General features: G+C 57.8%; 16 protein-coding genes. 8 read left to right on the top strand and 8 right to left on the bottom strand.

The annotated features are described in order from the left end of the window. Positions 1–3: 3 nt before the first annotated feature. The 3 genes from GOW93_RS08195 to GOW93_RS08185 are packed head-to-tail and all read right to left on the bottom strand — an operon-like array spanning position 4 to position 3017. The gene (locus tag GOW93_RS08195; RefSeq protein WP_170383003.1) at positions 4–1050 is read right to left on the bottom strand and encodes an aldo/keto reductase; all 1047 of its coding nucleotides are present in this window, start codon (positions 1048–1050) and stop codon (positions 4–6) included. Positions 1051–1087: 37 nt separating this feature from the next. Then, complete coding sequence (locus GOW93_RS08190) at positions 1088–1546, bottom strand: DNA polymerase III subunit chi (RefSeq protein ID WP_170383001.1); 459 nt, start codon at positions 1544–1546, stop codon at positions 1088–1090. Positions 1547–1550: 4 nt separating this feature from the next. After that, the gene (locus GOW93_RS08185; RefSeq protein ID WP_170383000.1) at positions 1551–3017 is read right to left on the bottom strand and encodes a leucyl aminopeptidase; all 1467 of its coding nucleotides are present in this window, start codon (positions 3015–3017) and stop codon (positions 1551–1553) included. A 239-nt stretch (positions 3018–3256) separates the two neighbouring features. On the opposite strand from GOW93_RS08185, the gene lptG reads away from it, so the two are divergent. The 7 genes from lptG (at position 3257) to GOW93_RS08150 (ending at position 11047) form a co-directional block, all read left to right on the top strand. After that, on the top strand, positions 3257–4357 hold the full coding sequence (lptG, locus tag GOW93_RS08180) for an LPS export ABC transporter permease LptG (protein WP_170382998.1): 1101 nt from the start codon (positions 3257–3259) through the stop codon (positions 4355–4357). After that, on the top strand, positions 4357–6519 hold the full coding sequence (locus tag GOW93_RS08175) for an LPS-assembly protein LptD (RefSeq protein ID WP_170382997.1): 2163 nt from the start codon (positions 4357–4359) through the stop codon (positions 6517–6519). The genes lptG and GOW93_RS08175 overlap by 1 nt, the downstream gene beginning before the upstream one ends. Further along, complete coding sequence (locus GOW93_RS08170) at positions 6510–7763, top strand: peptidylprolyl isomerase (RefSeq protein WP_170382995.1); 1254 nt, start codon at positions 6510–6512, stop codon at positions 7761–7763. The genes GOW93_RS08175 and GOW93_RS08170 overlap by 10 nt, the downstream gene beginning before the upstream one ends. Further along, positions 7760–8725: a 4-hydroxythreonine-4-phosphate dehydrogenase PdxA gene (pdxA, locus tag GOW93_RS08165; RefSeq protein WP_170382993.1), complete on the top strand. Its 966-nt coding sequence runs from the start codon at positions 7760–7762 to the stop codon at positions 8723–8725. Before GOW93_RS08170 ends, pdxA begins: the two co-directional genes overlap by 4 nt. 85 nt (positions 8726–8810) lie before the next feature. Then, positions 8811–9653 carry a 16S rRNA (adenine(1518)-N(6)/adenine(1519)-N(6))-dimethyltransferase RsmA gene (rsmA, locus tag GOW93_RS08160; RefSeq protein ID WP_170382991.1) on the top strand — a complete coding sequence of 281 codons (843 nt, stop codon included), beginning with the start codon at positions 8811–8813 and terminating at the stop codon, positions 9651–9653. Positions 9654–9815: 162 nt separating this feature from the next. After that, entirely contained in the window at positions 9816–10370 is a 555-nt protein-coding gene (locus tag GOW93_RS08155) for a YHS domain-containing (seleno)protein (RefSeq protein ID WP_170382989.1), read from the top strand. A gap of 110 nt (positions 10371–10480) precedes the next feature. Next, positions 10481–11047 (top strand): TetR/AcrR family transcriptional regulator, encoded by a 567-nt coding sequence (locus tag GOW93_RS08150; protein WP_170382987.1) that lies wholly within the window; start codon positions 10481–10483, stop codon positions 11045–11047. Positions 11048–11054: 7 nt separating this feature from the next. On the opposite strand, the gene GOW93_RS08145 is transcribed toward GOW93_RS08150, so the two are convergent. The 3 genes from GOW93_RS08145 to prfA form a co-directional block, all read right to left on the bottom strand. After that, positions 11055–11624 (bottom strand): DUF4167 domain-containing protein, encoded by a 570-nt coding sequence (locus GOW93_RS08145; protein WP_170382985.1) that lies wholly within the window; start codon positions 11622–11624, stop codon positions 11055–11057. A gap of 243 nt (positions 11625–11867) precedes the next feature. Further along, a complete protein-coding gene (gene prmC / locus GOW93_RS08140) occupies positions 11868–12710 on the bottom strand; it encodes a peptide chain release factor N(5)-glutamine methyltransferase (protein ID WP_170382983.1) in 843 nt (280 codons plus the stop codon). Then, the gene (prfA, locus tag GOW93_RS08135; protein WP_170383211.1) at positions 12707–13762 is read right to left on the bottom strand and encodes a peptide chain release factor 1; all 1056 of its coding nucleotides are present in this window, start codon (positions 13760–13762) and stop codon (positions 12707–12709) included. The genes prmC and prfA overlap by 4 nt, the downstream gene beginning before the upstream one ends. Positions 13763–13819: 57 nt before the next feature. Between prfA and GOW93_RS20765 the strand changes: the two genes are divergently transcribed. After that, on the top strand, positions 13820–14128 hold the full coding sequence (locus GOW93_RS20765) for a hypothetical protein (protein ID WP_170501876.1): 309 nt from the start codon (positions 13820–13822) through the stop codon (positions 14126–14128). Here GOW93_RS20765 and GOW93_RS08130 read toward each other — a convergent pair. Together GOW93_RS08130 and speB are read right to left on the bottom strand one after the other, a co-directional pair. Continuing rightward, positions 14054–14461, bottom strand: a complete 408-nt coding sequence (locus GOW93_RS08130) for a DUF1499 domain-containing protein (protein WP_170382982.1) — start codon at positions 14459–14461, stop codon at positions 14054–14056. The two genes, GOW93_RS20765 and GOW93_RS08130, sit on opposite strands and share 75 nt — an antisense overlap. A 63-nt stretch (positions 14462–14524) precedes the next feature. Continuing rightward, a complete protein-coding gene (gene speB, locus GOW93_RS08125) occupies positions 14525–15472 on the bottom strand; it encodes an agmatinase (RefSeq protein ID WP_170382980.1) in 948 nt (315 codons plus the stop codon). Positions 15473–15519 lie beyond the last annotated feature (47 nt).

The raw sequence follows: 15519 nt of genomic DNA, 5'->3' as shown, positions 1-15519 counted from the left end.
CCTCTAAAACGGCATCGGATGCGCGCGATGCGCCTGACCGATTTCGGTAATTACCTCATCCGACAGCCGCATATCCTTTCCAGCCAGAACATGCTCCAATTGCGAAACCGAGGTTGCGCCGAATATGGCCGACATCATAAAGGATCGTGTCCGGCACCAGGCCAACGCCATGTGTACCGGATCCAGCCCATGACGTTCGGCAATCGCCAAATACGCTGCCACCGCGTCGAAAACGCGGGGACCTGTGCGCCCGCCCATCTCAGCCACCAATGACATGCGCGAGCCTTCTGGCACCGCCCCACCCTGATATTTTCCGGTCAGAAACCCAGCGCCCAAAGGTGAAAAGGCCATCAACCCCACGTCCTCGTGGACACTAAGCTCGGCCATATCCGTATCGAAATGCCGACACAGCAGCGAATATTCGTTCTGCACCGAGGCCACACGCGGCGCACCCATTTGCTCGGCAATCCGCAGCCATTGCGCTGTACCCCATGCGCTTTCGTTGGACAGGCCAAAAGCTCGGATATTACCCTTGTCCACCTGGCCCTGCAGCGCTTCGAGGCACTCTTGCATGTTGTCCAAAACTTCATTGGTGTTGTGCCCTGATGGCGCATAGTTCCAGTTCTGCCGGAACATATAGCTGCCGCGATTGGGCCAGTGGAACTGATAGAGATCGATGCAATCCGTCTGTAACCGGCGCAGCGAGCCTTCTATGGCCTTCGGGATCGTCTGCGCTGAGATCGGTGCACCATCACGAGCGTGGGCAAATCCCGCACCGGAATGTTTGGTGGCCAGAATATAATCGCCCCGACGCGCCGCATTGGCCGCATTCCAGTTGCCCAGAATCTCCTCGGTCCGCCCTACTGTCTCTTTTGTGATCGGGTTCACCGGATACATCTCGGCCGCGTCGACAAAATTGATCCCGGAGTCCAACGCCATATCCATCTGAGTATGCGCGTCGGCCTCAGACGTTTGTGTCCCAAACGTCATTGTGCCCAAGCACAGATCGCTCAACATGATCCCAGTGCGGCCCAGAGGCTTCATATCCATCCATCATTCTCCTGAGAGTTGCTTTGAGGCCAGAGTTTTACGCCTCGGCCTTTTTCTCCCACCGACCCGATTCCTCAGACCAGTACTGCGCCGAGCACCCCGCGCCAGTCAGCGCTTTCCACTGCCCGCGTGCGTGCTGAACGGCCAGATCGTCGTTGCCGTCAAACAGGATGCAAACACGTTCCAGCGCAGTGACTTCCTCAGGGTCCACCTGCGCGCCATCAACGGCCATTACACACGCGGGATGGTTAGCTGCCTCCGGCCCTGTCGTCAGCAAAATGGGCTGCGCCGCGTCATACGGACCGCCTTCGCGGCCATGTGGCAGGAACCCCACTTCCGCTCCCAGCCACAGTTTTTCATCCAGCCAGTCCATCCGCGCGGGATCGGTGCCCCGCACGGCGATCTTCCACCCGGCCTGCCGTGCCTTATCCAGCAGAACCGGCAAGGTGTATTCCAGCGGCTGACGGGTCAGGTGGTAGAAATAGACGGCACCCATCGGATTACTCGAAATTGTCCTGCACAAGACGGCTGAGCGCGCGGACGCCCCAACCCGTGGCCCCTTTGGGTGCGTAGGACGTTTCCGAAGACACCGAAGCCACACCCGCGATATCAAGGTGAATCCACGGCGTTTCCTCTTTGACGAACCGCTGCAGGAACTGTGCCGCGGTGATCGAGCCCGCCGGGCGACCGCCCACGTTCTTCATGTCCGCGATGCGCGATTTCAGCTGCTTGTCATAGGCCTCACCCAGCGGCATCCGCCATGCGCCCTCGTCCTCGGCCTTGGCCGATTTCAGGAAGGCATCGCAGAACGTGTCATTGTTCGAGAAGACGCCAGCATTCTCATGCCCCAGACCGATGATGATCGCCCCAGTCAGAGTGGCAAGGTCGATCATGCCAACGGGCTTGAACCGCTCTTGTGCATACCACATCACGTCGCACAGAACCAAACGGCCTTCGGCATCGGTGTTGATGATCTCGACAGTATCACCCTTCATCGACTTAACCACATCGCCCGGACGGGTGGCGTTGCCCGACGGCATATTCTCGACCAGACCAACCAGACCGACAACATTGGCTTTGGCTTTGCGCTTGGCAAGCGCGCGCATGGTGCCTGCAACGACGCCCGCGCCGCCCATGTCCATGGTCATGTCTTCCATACCGCCCGCAGGCTTCAGCGAGATACCACCGGTATCAAAAACCACGCCCTTGCCGACGAAGGCCAGCGGCGCGTCGTTCTTGTCGCCGCCGTTCCACTGCATCACCACAACCTTCGACGGGCTGACCGAACCCTGCCCGACGCTCAACAGCGTGCGCATGCCCAGCTCTTCCAGCTTGTCCTCTTCCAGAACCTCGACCTCAAGACCCAGCTCTTCCATCTCGGCCAGACGGTCGGCGAATTCGGTTGTGGTCAGCACGTTCGCGGGTTCGTTGGTCAGATCGCGGGTCATCCGCACGCCGTCAGCCACTGCATATTGCGGGGCAAAGGCCGCTTCGACTTCATCCGCTTTCTGGTGGCTGATGGTCACGGTACCTGCCACGTCCGCTTCCTTGGTTTTATGCGCATCGAAGTCATAGCTGCGCAGGGCGATGCCCATTGCCAGATCCTCGGTCCGCACCTGATTGCCTGCCATTACCAGCATGTCCTTACCACCCGCCAATTTGGCCAGCGCGGCACCAGCCTTACGCGCTTCAGCGGGTTCGGGGCGGCGCGGCAGGATCACGATATCCAGTGCCTCGGCCGCCATGCCGCCAGGCCAAGCCAATGAAATCACTTCACCTGTTTTGACCTTTTCAAAACGTGGGCTTTCGACCAGTCGCACCACTGCGCCGCGGGTCAGGCGGTTGGCCCGGCGCACCGCGGGGCTCATCTTACCGTCAGAGGGGATGATCACTGCCACTCGCCCCTTGGCCTGCGCCATGGCGTCTGCATCAAAGGGCTGAAAACGGATCGGTACAAGACTGCTCATCGCGAACTCCTCAAAATCTGTTCCCCAAGACCTAGCCCGCGCCGCGCGGCTTTACCAGATAGCAGTTTTCCCCGCCCCCCAATTGCATTAAAGTCCCGAAAAAATCCGACCGGATCGGGAGAGAACGAATTGGCGAGACAGGGCAGGCATAAGCCGAAGCGCAGTTGCGCAGGCGAAGGCAATCAAAACCTGAAAACCGCCCAATTTCCCACCTACACTGCCGGGATGGAGGGTTACCCGTGATCCTCGACCGCTATTTCGCCCGCCGGTTCATGCAAAGCTTTCTGGTCATTGGCGGCATCTTTCTGGCCTTGCTGATTCTGATTGACCTAGTTGAACAGGCCCGCCGGTTCGACTCGGAAAATCTATCGTTCGGCAAGCTGTTGCACCTGACACTGCTCAACACACCCGCAGCCATCAGCGAAATGCTTCCACTTCTGGTCATCCTGTCCACAATCGCACTGTTCATCGGGCTGGCGCGAAGTTCTGAACTGGTGGTGACACGCGCCATCGGACGGTCAGGAATACGGGCGCTGTTGGCCCCGATCACATTGGCGCTGATTATCGGGGCCTTGGCCGTAGTCCTGCTAAACCCTATTAGCGCAGCAACATCCGAGGAATTCCGACGTCTGTCCGATACCTACAAAAACAGAGGCAATTCTGCGCTGTCGATTACCAGCGAAGGGCTATGGTTGCGGCAGGGGTCGGAAAATGGGCAATCGGTTATTCACTCCCGCGGCACAACAAATGCCGACGCCTTGGAACTAACCGGCGTAACGATCGTTTCGTTTTCCATGGAAGGCAAGCCAACGCAACAGATCACGGCTGACAGGGCACAGCTGTCGAATGGCTCCTGGATTCTGCACAATGCGAAAATCTGGCCTTTGGCCGAAGATGTGAACCCAGAGACCAGCGCCAAAACACACGAGCAGATAGAACTTCCCACCACGCTGACACGCCAGCGTATTCTGGACACGCTGGGTCAGCAGCATTCGGTTTCTGTCTACGATCTTCCTCAGCTGATCCGCGACCTTCGAGAGGCCGGATTTTCCACCAAACAATATGAGGTTTGGCTGCAAGTGCAGCTTGCGCGCCCCCTCTTTCTGGCGGCGATGGTCATGATCGGTGCCGCTTTCACCATGCGCCATGTTCGTTTTGGTGGCACGGGAATTGCTGTGCTGTCGGCTGTTCTGCTGGGGTTCGCCATCTATTTTGTTCGCAATTTCGCCCAAATACTCGGGGAAAACGGTCAATTGCCTATCTTGGTCGCGGCTTGGGCGCCGCCCTTTGCAGCCATTCTTCTGTCACTCGGTTTGTTGCTCCACGCGGAGGACGGCTGATGCGGATCATTTCCAGCCTTTTGCTGTCCGGCGCAGTAGCACTGGCACTGTCGACGGGTGCCACAGCACAGAGCCAGCCTGCCCCCGCCCCGGCGCAAGGCTCGCAGCAGGAAGATCAACCCGCCCTGTTGGTCGCGGATAAGGTTTTTATCACTCCAGATCGTGTCTTGGTGGCCGAGGGCAATGTCGAGGCCTTTCAGGGCGACGTCAAACTAACTGCGGACCGTATCACTTTTGACCGCGAAACTGGCGCGCTGACTTTGGAAGGGCCGGTTAGAATTGATCAGGGTGGAGAGACAACGGTTCTGGCGGATTCTGCCGAATTGGACGATGGCCTTCAGAACGGATTGCTGATCGGCGCGCGGATGGTGTTCGAACAGCAGGTGCAGATCGCCTCGGTCCAAGCCACGCGCGCCGCGGGCCGATACACGCAGTTCAGTAAAGTATCAGCCACCTCGTGCCACGTCTGTGCCAGTGGGAAACCGCCTCTATGGCAGATCCGTGCGCGCAAGGTCACGCATGATCAACAGGAACGACAACTGTATTTCGAAGGGGCGCAGTTCCGGGTGCTGGATGTACCCGTCCTGTACTTGCCCTACCTGAGATTGCCTGATCCGACACTGGAAAGAGCCACCGGGTTTCTGGTGCCGTCGGTGCGGACCACGTCGCAACTGGGAACCGGTCTTCAGGTACCGTACTTCATCAAACTAGGCGATCACAAGGATCTGACGTTGACGCCCTACGTCTCATCCAAGACCAAAACCCTTGGTCTGCGGTATCGTCAGGCTTTCAAAAAAGGTCGCATCCGATTGGAAGGCGCGTATACGCAGGACGATCTGCAGCCGGATGAGGACCGCGGGTATCTGTTTGCAGATGGCTGGTTCAATCTCCAGAACGATTTCCGGTTCACATTTGATATCAAAACAACCTCTGACGACGCCTATCTTGCCGACTATGGCCTGCCAGACTTTGACCGGCTGCGCAGCGAAATCGCGTTGGAACGGATCAAGCGTGACACGGCGTTCCGCACTAGCTTTATCCATTACAAAACTCTGCGCGACAGCGAAGAACAAGATGAAATCCCGTCGCGGATATTCGACCTATACTATCAAAAACGCCTGTTCCCAACGGTGATCGGTGGCGAAGTTCGACTGGGATTTGTTACGCATGCGCATGAGCGCACCAGTGACGAAGACATCGTTGGGCGCGACATTGCTCGTGCGACCTTCGATGCGGAATGGCTGCGCAACTGGACCTTTACGTCGGGCCTGCGCGCCGAACTCCGGGCTGGCGCTTCATTGGATACGTTCGACATTCGCCATGACAGCGAGTTCCCCGAAGAGGTAACCCGGACTACCCCTCGCGCCGCGTTGACATTGCGCTATCCCTTGCGCAAGCGAGAGGCCTCTGGGGCGACCCAGATTCTGGAACCGATAGCCCAAATTGGCTGGACCCATGTGTCTGATGACAATGTTCCAAATGAGGAAAGCACATTTCAGGAATTCGATCAGGGCAATCTGTTGTCCCTTTCTCGTTTTCCCGCGCCAGATCAGCGAGAAGACGGCCTGACCGGTGTCATAGGGCTCAACTGGTCTCGCTATGCTGCTGGCAAATGGCGTGCCCTGGCCACCATCGGTCAGGTCTTTCGCACTAATGCGGATCCGAATTTCAATCGGACCTCGGGCCTGCAAGGCACGGTTTCCGACTTGCTGCTGGCTGGGCAAATTCAGACCAATAACGGCTGGACAGCAGCTGGACGCGGCCTGCTGAACGGGGATTTCAGTTTTGCCAAAGCCGAACTACGGGCTGGCTGGCAACAAGAAACAGCCGGCATCACCGGAAGCTATCTGTGGCAAGAGCCAGACCCCGCAGAAAACCTGGATGACGAGACTTCAGAAATACGATTGACGGGACGGTACAGAGTCGATCAGAACTGGAACACTCGGGCACTTGCGCGTTATGACCTCGCTGAGTCCGAACCGATCCGATATGGTTTGGGGGTTACGTATCAGAATGAATGCGTACAGGTTAACATGAACGTCAGCAGGCGCTTTACCTCGTCATCAAGTATTGAGCCTTCGACAGAATTCGGATTTACCGTAGCCCTAACGGGTTACTCTGTTAAAAGTGGCGGCCAACAATACAAGAGAAGATGCAGTTGATTTCAGGTTTCACCAGTTTCCTCCGCTCCGGTTGGCTTAAACCGGTCGCCTCTGCGCTGGTCGGGGCAATTTTGGTCATGACAGCACCTCAGGCAGGTGCTCAGAGCCTGTTCTCTCCGGCGATCAAGGTAAATCAGGATATTATCACTTGGTACGAGCTGAATCAGCGTCAGCAGTTCCTGAGTGCTTTGGGGGCACCCGGCTCATCCGAGAACGAAGTTCGCAACGCCCTGATTGACGAGCGGTTACGCCGTCAAGTCATGCGCGAGGCTGGAATCAGAGCAGCCCAGGAAGACATTCAGGCTGGCATAGACGAATTCGCTGCACGAGGACAGCTGTCGGCAGAACAATTTCTACAATTGCTGGCAGATCAGGGAGTTGACCGCGAAACCGTTCGCGATTTCGTGGCAGATCAGGTTTCGTGGCGCGACTATATAAGTGCGCGTTATCTTTCACAGGCACGCCCGACGGAAGATGAGATAAACCGGGCTTTGGGGCAATCCGGTGGGGGCGGTCTGCAGGTTCTGTTGTCCGAGATCATCATTCCCGTCAATCAGCAGACCGTAGCACAAGCCGAACTTCTGGCGGAGGAAATCGCCCGGCTTGAAGGCTATGACGCATTCGCAGCAGCAGCCACACAGTATTCCGGGGCTGCCACGCGTAACGACGGCGGTCGGCTGGACTGGTTGAACCTGACCAGCCTGCCCCCAGCCCTGCAACCAGTGATCCTGGGCTTGAAAAACGGGGATATAACGCAACCACTGTCCCTGCCCAATGCCATCGCGCTGTTCCAGATGCGGGGCCTGCGCGAAGTCGCGACGAGTACCCCTAGTTTCTCCGAGATTGACTACGCGATTTACAATATACCGGGTGGTCGGAGCGCCGATGCGCTGGAAAAAGCTGCCAAATTGAAAGAGCAGATTGACACCTGTGATGACCTCTATGGCATTGCCAAGGATCAACCGGCCGAAGTTCTGCAGAGAATTCAGTCCAGCCCGTCTGAAATCCCGCGCGACGTGGCCCTGGAACTTGCAAAGCTCGACATCAACGAAGTATCGACGGTGCTGACCCGTAATAACGGTCAAACTCTGCAGTTTTTGATGCTGTGCACCCGCACCCGCGATCGGGGTGAAGAAACATCACGCGTCGATGTGGCCAATGCGTTGACCCAGCAACGCCTTTCGGCCTTTGCCGACAGCCTTCTGGCACAGTTGCGCGCCGAAGCAGATATCATCGAGCAATGAATGCTCCGATCGCCGTCAGTTGTGGGGAACCGGCGGGGATAGGCCCGGAAATCGCAGCCAAAGCCTGGTCTGAGCTGCGTGGCAGCTGTCCGTTCTTTTATATCGGTGATGCAGCTCACCTGCCGCCTGAAACCCCTGCCGCGCTCATTTCGCATCCCTCTGAGGCAGCAGATGTAAGCGCCACCGCGCTGCCTGTCCTGCAATTGGACTTTCCCGCCCCTAATGTTCCAGGCCAACCCGACCCTTTGAATGCGCCTTCCGTCATTGCTGCCATCGAGCAAGGCGTGTCTCTGGTACAATCCGGCTTGGCCTCTGCACTTTGCACTGCACCGATCCACAAAAAGGCCCTGATTGACGGGGCTGGTTTCTCATACCCCGGCCATACAGAGTTTCTGGCTGCCCTCGCAGGCCGCGACCGGGTGGTGATGATGCTGGCCAGCGATCAGTTGCGGGTGGTTCCGGCGACCATACATATCGCGTTGTCCGAGGTGCCCTCGGCTCTGACCCCTGACCTGTTGCGCGACACCATCTCGATCACGGCCGACGGCTTGCGTCGCCAATTCGGCATCACGCATCCCCGTATCGCCATAGCTGGCCTCAACCCCCATGCGGGCGAAGGTGGTAAGATGGGACAAGAGGAACTGGACTGGATTGCGCCTCTGATCGACGGCCTGCCCAATGATAGCTATACCGTCACCGGCCCTCACCCTGCGGACACAATGTTCCACGCTGCCGCCCGCGCCCGCTATGATGCTGCAATAGCCATGTATCACGATCAGGCACTGATCCCGATCAAGACGCTGGATTTTGATCGTGGCGTGAACGTGACGTTGGGCTTGCCCTTCATCCGTACGTCCCCCGATCACGGCACCGCGCTGGATATTGCCGGACAGGGCATCGCATCCCCGACCAGCCTGATCGAAGCCCTGAAACTCGCCCAACGCATGGCAAAAAGCTCTTGATCCTTCACCTGGCTGAAAATATCCCCGCCGGAGGCAATAAAAATAATTGCGCATCCCCATCACACCACGCCACGGTAATTAGAACATGAGCGCAATCGACAATCTCCCCCCTCTGCGCGAAGTCATCGCGGCACATCAGCTCTCGGCGCGCAAATCGCTGGGTCAGAACTTTCTGCTGGACCTGAACCTGACCGCCAAGATCGCCCGTCAGGCCGGAGACCTAACCGAATGCGACGTGCTGGAGATCGGCTCTGGGCCCGGAGGTCTGACCCGCGGACTTCTCTCTGAAGGGGCGCGCAAGGTTGTTGCAGTCGAGAAGGACACCCGCTGCATCGCCGCCCTAAACGACATCGCTGCCGCCTATCCCGGTCGGCTTGAGGTCATCAATGGCGACGCGCTTGAAATCAATCCGTTGGAGCACCTGACGCCACCGATCCGCGTCGCCGCCAACCTACCCTACAACGTGGGCACGGAATTGCTGGTCCGCTGGCTGACCCCACCTGAATGGCCGCCCTTCTGGCAAAGCCTGACCCTGATGTTTCAGCGCGAGGTCGCCGAGCGCATCGTGGCCCAACCCGGCAGTAAGGCCTATGGCCGGCTCGCCATCCTGGCCCAATGGCGGGCTGAGGCGCGGATTGCGATGTCCCTGCCACCCGGTGCCTTCACCCCTCCCCCCAAAGTCTCGAGCGCCGTGGTCCACCTGACCGCCCTGCCCGAACCGCGCTATCCTGCGGATGCGGCCACGCTGTCGCGCGTTGTGGCCGCCGCTTTCAATCAGCGTCGTAAAATGCTGCGCGCCTCGCTAAAAGGCGTCGCACCGGATATCGAAGATCGCCTTATCGCAGCGGGAATTAAGCCCACAGACCGGGCAGAACAGATCCCACTCGAATCGTTCTGCGCTCTCGCACGGGCAGTAAAAGACAGCTGAGTATCAGCGACACTTCCCCCAGCTAATCCTGCAATCCGCTGTTATTTCTAAAGATATCACGATGGGCCTATGTTAACGAAGTTGTGAGCCAATCGTGAACGGCCTCTCAAACCCTGTTGTGTACTAATTGGTTCCAAACAAACCAGAACAGGGAAAGTAACAATGAAACAGCTTATCACGGGTGCGGTCTGCGCTATCGCATTGGCCCTCGGAACACACGCAGCACAGGCTGAATCGACCGCGCTCAGCACACATGTTGTCAACTCAACCAGTCGCGGCATTGCCATGGATGGCTTTGACATGGTGGCCTATTTCACCGAAGGCAAACCCGCCAAAGGCAAGATGGAGCACCGCGCCGAGTACAAGGATCGGGTCTGGGTGTTCTCCAGCGCCGAAAACCTGAACCTGTTCAAGGAAAACCCCGAGGCCTACGCCCCCCAGAACAATGGCTGGTGCTCCTGGGCCGTAGCCAATGGCTATGCTGCCGAAGTCGATTTCGTCAACGGCTGGTTCATTGATGATGACAAGCTTTACCTGAACTGGTCGGAAGAAGTGAAAGAACGCTATCTGGCCAAAAAGGACGAAATGCTACCGCTGACCCACGCCAATTGGGATCAAGTTCATTCCGGCCTTCAGGATGGCACGGCAAAATTTTTCGCCCACTCAGCCAAGCCGGAACTGGGTTACATCCATCCGCAACCGATGCCAGAATCGTGATTTACAACGCAGTAATTGCGGCCGGATGAAGCCCGCCCTAAACTTATCTAAACCGAAGCCTCCCGCCTTTCAGCGGGTGGTTTCTTGTTAGTAACAAGTGCAAGTCAAATATGAGCAGACCCAGACAGTTCAACGAAACCACAGCACTGGAAGGCGCCATGGTTGCCTTTTGGGAACACGGTTATGCAGGCACTAACCTACCCGATCTGCTGGATGCGATGTCACTGACACGTGGGTCGTTCTACAAAGCGTTTCACGACAAGCACACGGTCTACCTGCGTGCTATCGACCACTATGCCGAAACCCGAATGAATGCATCACTGGCCGCGTTGACCGATACCACAGAAGGGACTGCGCATGACCGGCTGGTCAAAATGTTTCTGCGTACGGAAAACCATCAGAACAAACCTTCACCCAAAGTGGGCTGTTTCGTCTGCAACGCGATGGTGGAAATGGCCCCGTTCGACCCGGATTGCGCCGCCAGCTGCGCCCGGGTGTCGGAACGCCTGCGTCTAGCATTGCGGTCGGTCCTGAAAGAACTGCGCCCCGACGCACCCGATGAGGTACTGGATCGCAAATCAGCAGCGTTGGAGCGGCTATACTTTGGCTCCCACGCGATGGGCCGCATGGGAGGATCGTTTCAACATTGGTCCGAGCTACTGTCAGACCTGATCTGACCTCAGATTATTCCGCCGCCTCAGGCGCATCGCCATCATCTGGTGCAGGTGCCGCTTCGGCTTTGGGTTTGCGCGCACGGGGCTTGCGCGCAGGCTTTGCCTTGCGCTCTGCCGGTGCGGGTTCGGCACCCTTGTTTTCAGGGGTCTCTACCAGTCCGCTGTCCGGCGTTGCCGGTTCGGAACCAAAATCCACCACATCAGGCTGCGGCGTCTCTGCCGGATCAGCCTGACGTGCGGCTTCACGTTCCTGACGCTCGGCGCGTTCACGATCGCGTTCAGCCTGGCGTTCACGGTTCTGGCGTTCCTGCTCTTCGCGGCGGGCTTCGATCTCACGCTGCGCTTCGCTCAGCAGACGCAGATAATGCTCGGCGTGCTGCTGAAAGTTTTCGGCGGCTACACGGTCATTCGACAACTGGGCATCACGCGCCAGTTGGTTGTACTTGTCAATAATCTGCTGTGGCGTACCACGAACCTTACCTTCGGGACCCGAGCTGTCAAAAACCCGGTTTACGACGTTGCCGCCGGAAGGACGATTGCGGTTGTTCTTTGCCCGCGAACGGGATTTGGAAGATCTCATCTTACTCTACGTCAGCCTTGTCTTTCGGTGCCGATAAAGTCGCGTCCTGCACTGCTCAAAGGCTTTAGCCGTCACGCGATGTCGACTTTTTTGGGCTTGGCGTCAGGGGCCCGCTGTAACAGCGTCAACCTCTCCGACTAATTCTGAGTAAACACGTCCAGACCGCGCAGACAAGAGCTTTGTCCAAAAATTCGCAGCTTTTTTACATCAATCGGCGCTTTTCAGCCTCACTCAGTGCCGGATTTACGGATTTCTGGCCAATACAACACGGTCCCGCCCGTCTAAATCGGGGATGATCCGGGCATCGACCAGACCTGCGGCTTGAAACAGGGATGCGACACTTTTGCCTTGAGTTGGCCCGATCTCAACCAGGATACGCCCACCGGGTGTCAGGAAATCTGGGGCCGAGGCAGCGATATGACGATAAGCGCCAAGGCCGTCGCCCTCATCAGTCAGGGCCATGCGCGGCTCGTACTCGCGCACTTCTGGCGATAGCTCCGCCATCTCGTCCAATGAAATATATGGCGGATTCGAAACGATCAGATCAAATTCACCGTCAATATTTTCGAACCAGTTGGAGCATAGAATCTCGATCCGCCCCTGGACCTGAAGCTGTACCGCGTTGGCGCTGGCCTGCAGACAAGCGGATTCGCTCAGGTCCGCGCCGATGCCAGATGCGCTGGTGCGTTCTGCCAGCAAGGTGATCAGAATACAGCCGGAACCGGTACCCAAGTCCAACACGTGATCAAACGGTTCACTCAACGCGGCCTCGATCAGCGTTTCGGTTTCCGGGCGCGGGTCCAGTACATCTCGGCTCACCCGAAACCGACGGCCGTAGAATTCTCTTTCGCCCAGTAGATGCGACACAGGCACGCGAATGGCACGCAATGAGATCAGTTGATCATAGCGTTCGGCAACCTCGGGTGACAGTTCCTCGGGCGCGATAAGGGTCACGCGGCTGGCCTCTATCCGTGCAGCGTGAGCCAACAGAACCCGCGCGTCCCGTGCCGGGTCTTCAACCCCTGCCGCACGCAGGCGCGCAGTTGCGGTCACCATTGCCTGAGCAGCAGTCAGGGCCGCAATCATTGTGCCATCTCGGCCAGCAGGCGCGCCTGATCATCTGCGGTCAGCGCGTCGATCACTTCGTCCAAATCACCCTGCATCACCTGATCCAGCTTATACAGTGTCAGGTTGATGCGATGATCCGTCATTCGGCCTTGCGGGAAATTATAGGTTCTAATCCGTTCAGAGCGATCCCCCGACCCAACCTGACTGGCGCGATCAGCTGACCGTTCGCTGTCAATCCGCTGGCGTTCCATGTCGTAGAGGCGCGTCTTCAAAACCTGCATCGCAATCTCACGGTTGCGGTGTTGCGATTTCTCTGAGCTTGTCACCACAAGTCCGGTGGGCAAGTGGGTGATCCGCACCGCTGAATCCGTCGTATTGACGTGCTGCCCGCCCGCGCCTGAACTGCGCATCGTGTCGATACGTATGTCGTTGGCATCAATCTGAATATCCACGTCCTCGGCCTCGGGCAGAACTGCCACGGTTGCCGCCGAGGTATGAATTCGCCCGCCGCTTTCAGTTTCGGGTACGCGCTGCACGCGATGGACGCCGGATTCGTACTTCATCCGGGCAAACACATTGTCGCCCTTGATATGGGCAACCACTTCTTTGATTCCGCCCAGGTCAGATGCTTGCTCTTCGATGATCTCGAACTGCCAACCGCGGCCTTCGGCATAGCGCTGATACATGCGCAGCAGGTCCCCGGCGAACAAGGCAGCCTCGTCGCCTCCGGTTCCTGGCCGGATTTCCAGCATCGCCGGGCGGGCATCCGCCTCATCCCGCGGCAACAACGCCAGTTGTAGCGCATGTTCTGCCTCGGGGATGCGAGCCTGCAGGTCAGGTATTTCCTCTTCTGCCAGCTCTTTCATGTCGGGATCAGCCAGCATTTCTTGCGCCTCAGCCAAATCGCCAACCAGTTGACGCCACGCCATGATCTGGTCAACCACCGGCTTGAGGTCCGAATACTCTTTGGCCAGTGTCGCTATATCCCCTCCCGAGGCGCCATCGGCCATGGCAGCTTCGAGGTACTGGAATCGCTGGGTTATCTGTTCAAGGCGTTCTTCGGGGATCATCCGCGCGGTGTCTCTCAATCCGAGGCTTTGGTCAAGGGCTGTCACTATGCTAAGCTGATGCTTATGACACGTATGGCGCTTGTATTTCTGTTGTGCGCAGCCCCCGCCGCAGCCGATGTGGTCGGCCCCGGCGGCAAGGTTCAGGACTGTTATTGCACCGACAAATCCGGCACACGCGTTGAATTGGGTGAGATGATCTGCCTGCAGGTCGACGGTCGTATGTTCACGGCGCAATGCCAGATGTCCCTGAACGTTCCGATGTGGCGCGAAGTTCAAGAGGGGTGTTTGTCGTCAGAGCTTCAGACCGGACAGCCAGTCATCAACACGATTTCGATTTACCCCGAAATCACGCCTGCCAAATCGTAGCCGACCATAGACACGCAAGATATCTCCGTCCTGCTGAACAGTTGTGTAATCTGGAAAACCGATCACTTTGGTGCGGGTGACGTAAGTAACCATCCCTTCATCCACAGAACCAGCCAGAACCGACGTACGTGGCGTTGCGCGTGCTATTGCATCCAAGCGCGCCAGACTATCCGGGCCGGTTTCCACTACTCGAAAAACTCCGCCCTCTTCATCGCGGTCCACCTCACCAACGGGTGGCACATGCCATTGTGCGGGGTCGGGCGGGGCCAGCCGGATATAGGCGCCAAGAGCCACCACCAGACCGACAATCAGCCAGAGCATCATTTTCTTCATCCCGCACCCAACCTTTTCACGAACAATATTCGGAACAAGGCACCAAACAAGGTGCTGCCGCCCCTACCGCGACGTCACTCCGGGCAGGATGCACAGCATCTCGAACAACAGGTTTGCAGCCGTCAAAGCCGTGTTACCCGACGGGTCGTAGGGTGGCGAGACCTCAACCAGATCACATCCAACCACATTCATCCCGCTAAGGGCGTGGATCAACTGCAGCGCCTGCGGCGTCGTCAACCCTCCGATCTCGGGCGTTCCGGTCCCCGGAGCAAAGGACGGGTCCAGGCTGTCAATGTCATAGGAGATATAGACCGGGTGATCTCCGACAGTTTTGCGGATCTGCGCGCCAATCTCGGTCAGGTTCTGCTGCCACAGCTCCCAGGCCGGGAACTGGCGAAAGCCCCAGCCCTTTGCCTCGGTGAAATCCGATGCAGCGTAGCCCGAGCCGCGAATACCGATCTGAAAGGTCTTATCCGGGACGATCAGCCCCTCTTCATAGGCGCGACGGAAAACCGTGCCATGGGTTTCCTTTTCACCAAACATCTCATCATTCACATCAGCGTGGGCATCCACATGGACCAGAGCCACCGGTCCCCTCTTGGCGGAAATAGCCCTTAGGATCGGCAGGGTGATCGAGTGATCGCCGCCCATAGCAACCGGGATTACCCCCTGAGCCAGAATGGCATCATAGCTTTCCTTGATGATCTTGAGACTATCAGCCAACGAGAACGTATTGATCGCAAGATCGCCGATATCAGCGATTTGCAGGCTGTCGAACGGGGCCGCCGAATTCGCCATGTTATAAGGCCGGATCATCGCACTTTCGCTGCGGATTTGCTTGGGCCCGAACCGAGTTCCCGACCGCCACGAGGTGCCAATATCCATCGGTATCCCCAAAACGGCCACGTCCAGCCCTGCCAACGACTCCGCCTGCGGCAGGCGCATGAACGTGTTCGGCCCGGAAAACCGCGCCAGATCGTTGCCACTGATGGGTTGGTTAAAGTCAGTCATGCCCGTATTTCTCCCGTCCGGTCTTTTGGTTAACCAGATACCGGAAA

Source organism: Ruegeria atlantica (assembly GCF_013032455.1).
Lineage (GTDB): Bacteria > Pseudomonadota > Alphaproteobacteria > Rhodobacterales > Rhodobacteraceae > Ruegeria > Ruegeria atlantica_B.
The sequence above is the reverse complement of the archived record's forward strand: the minus strand, read 5'-3'. Positions and strand labels throughout refer to the sequence as shown.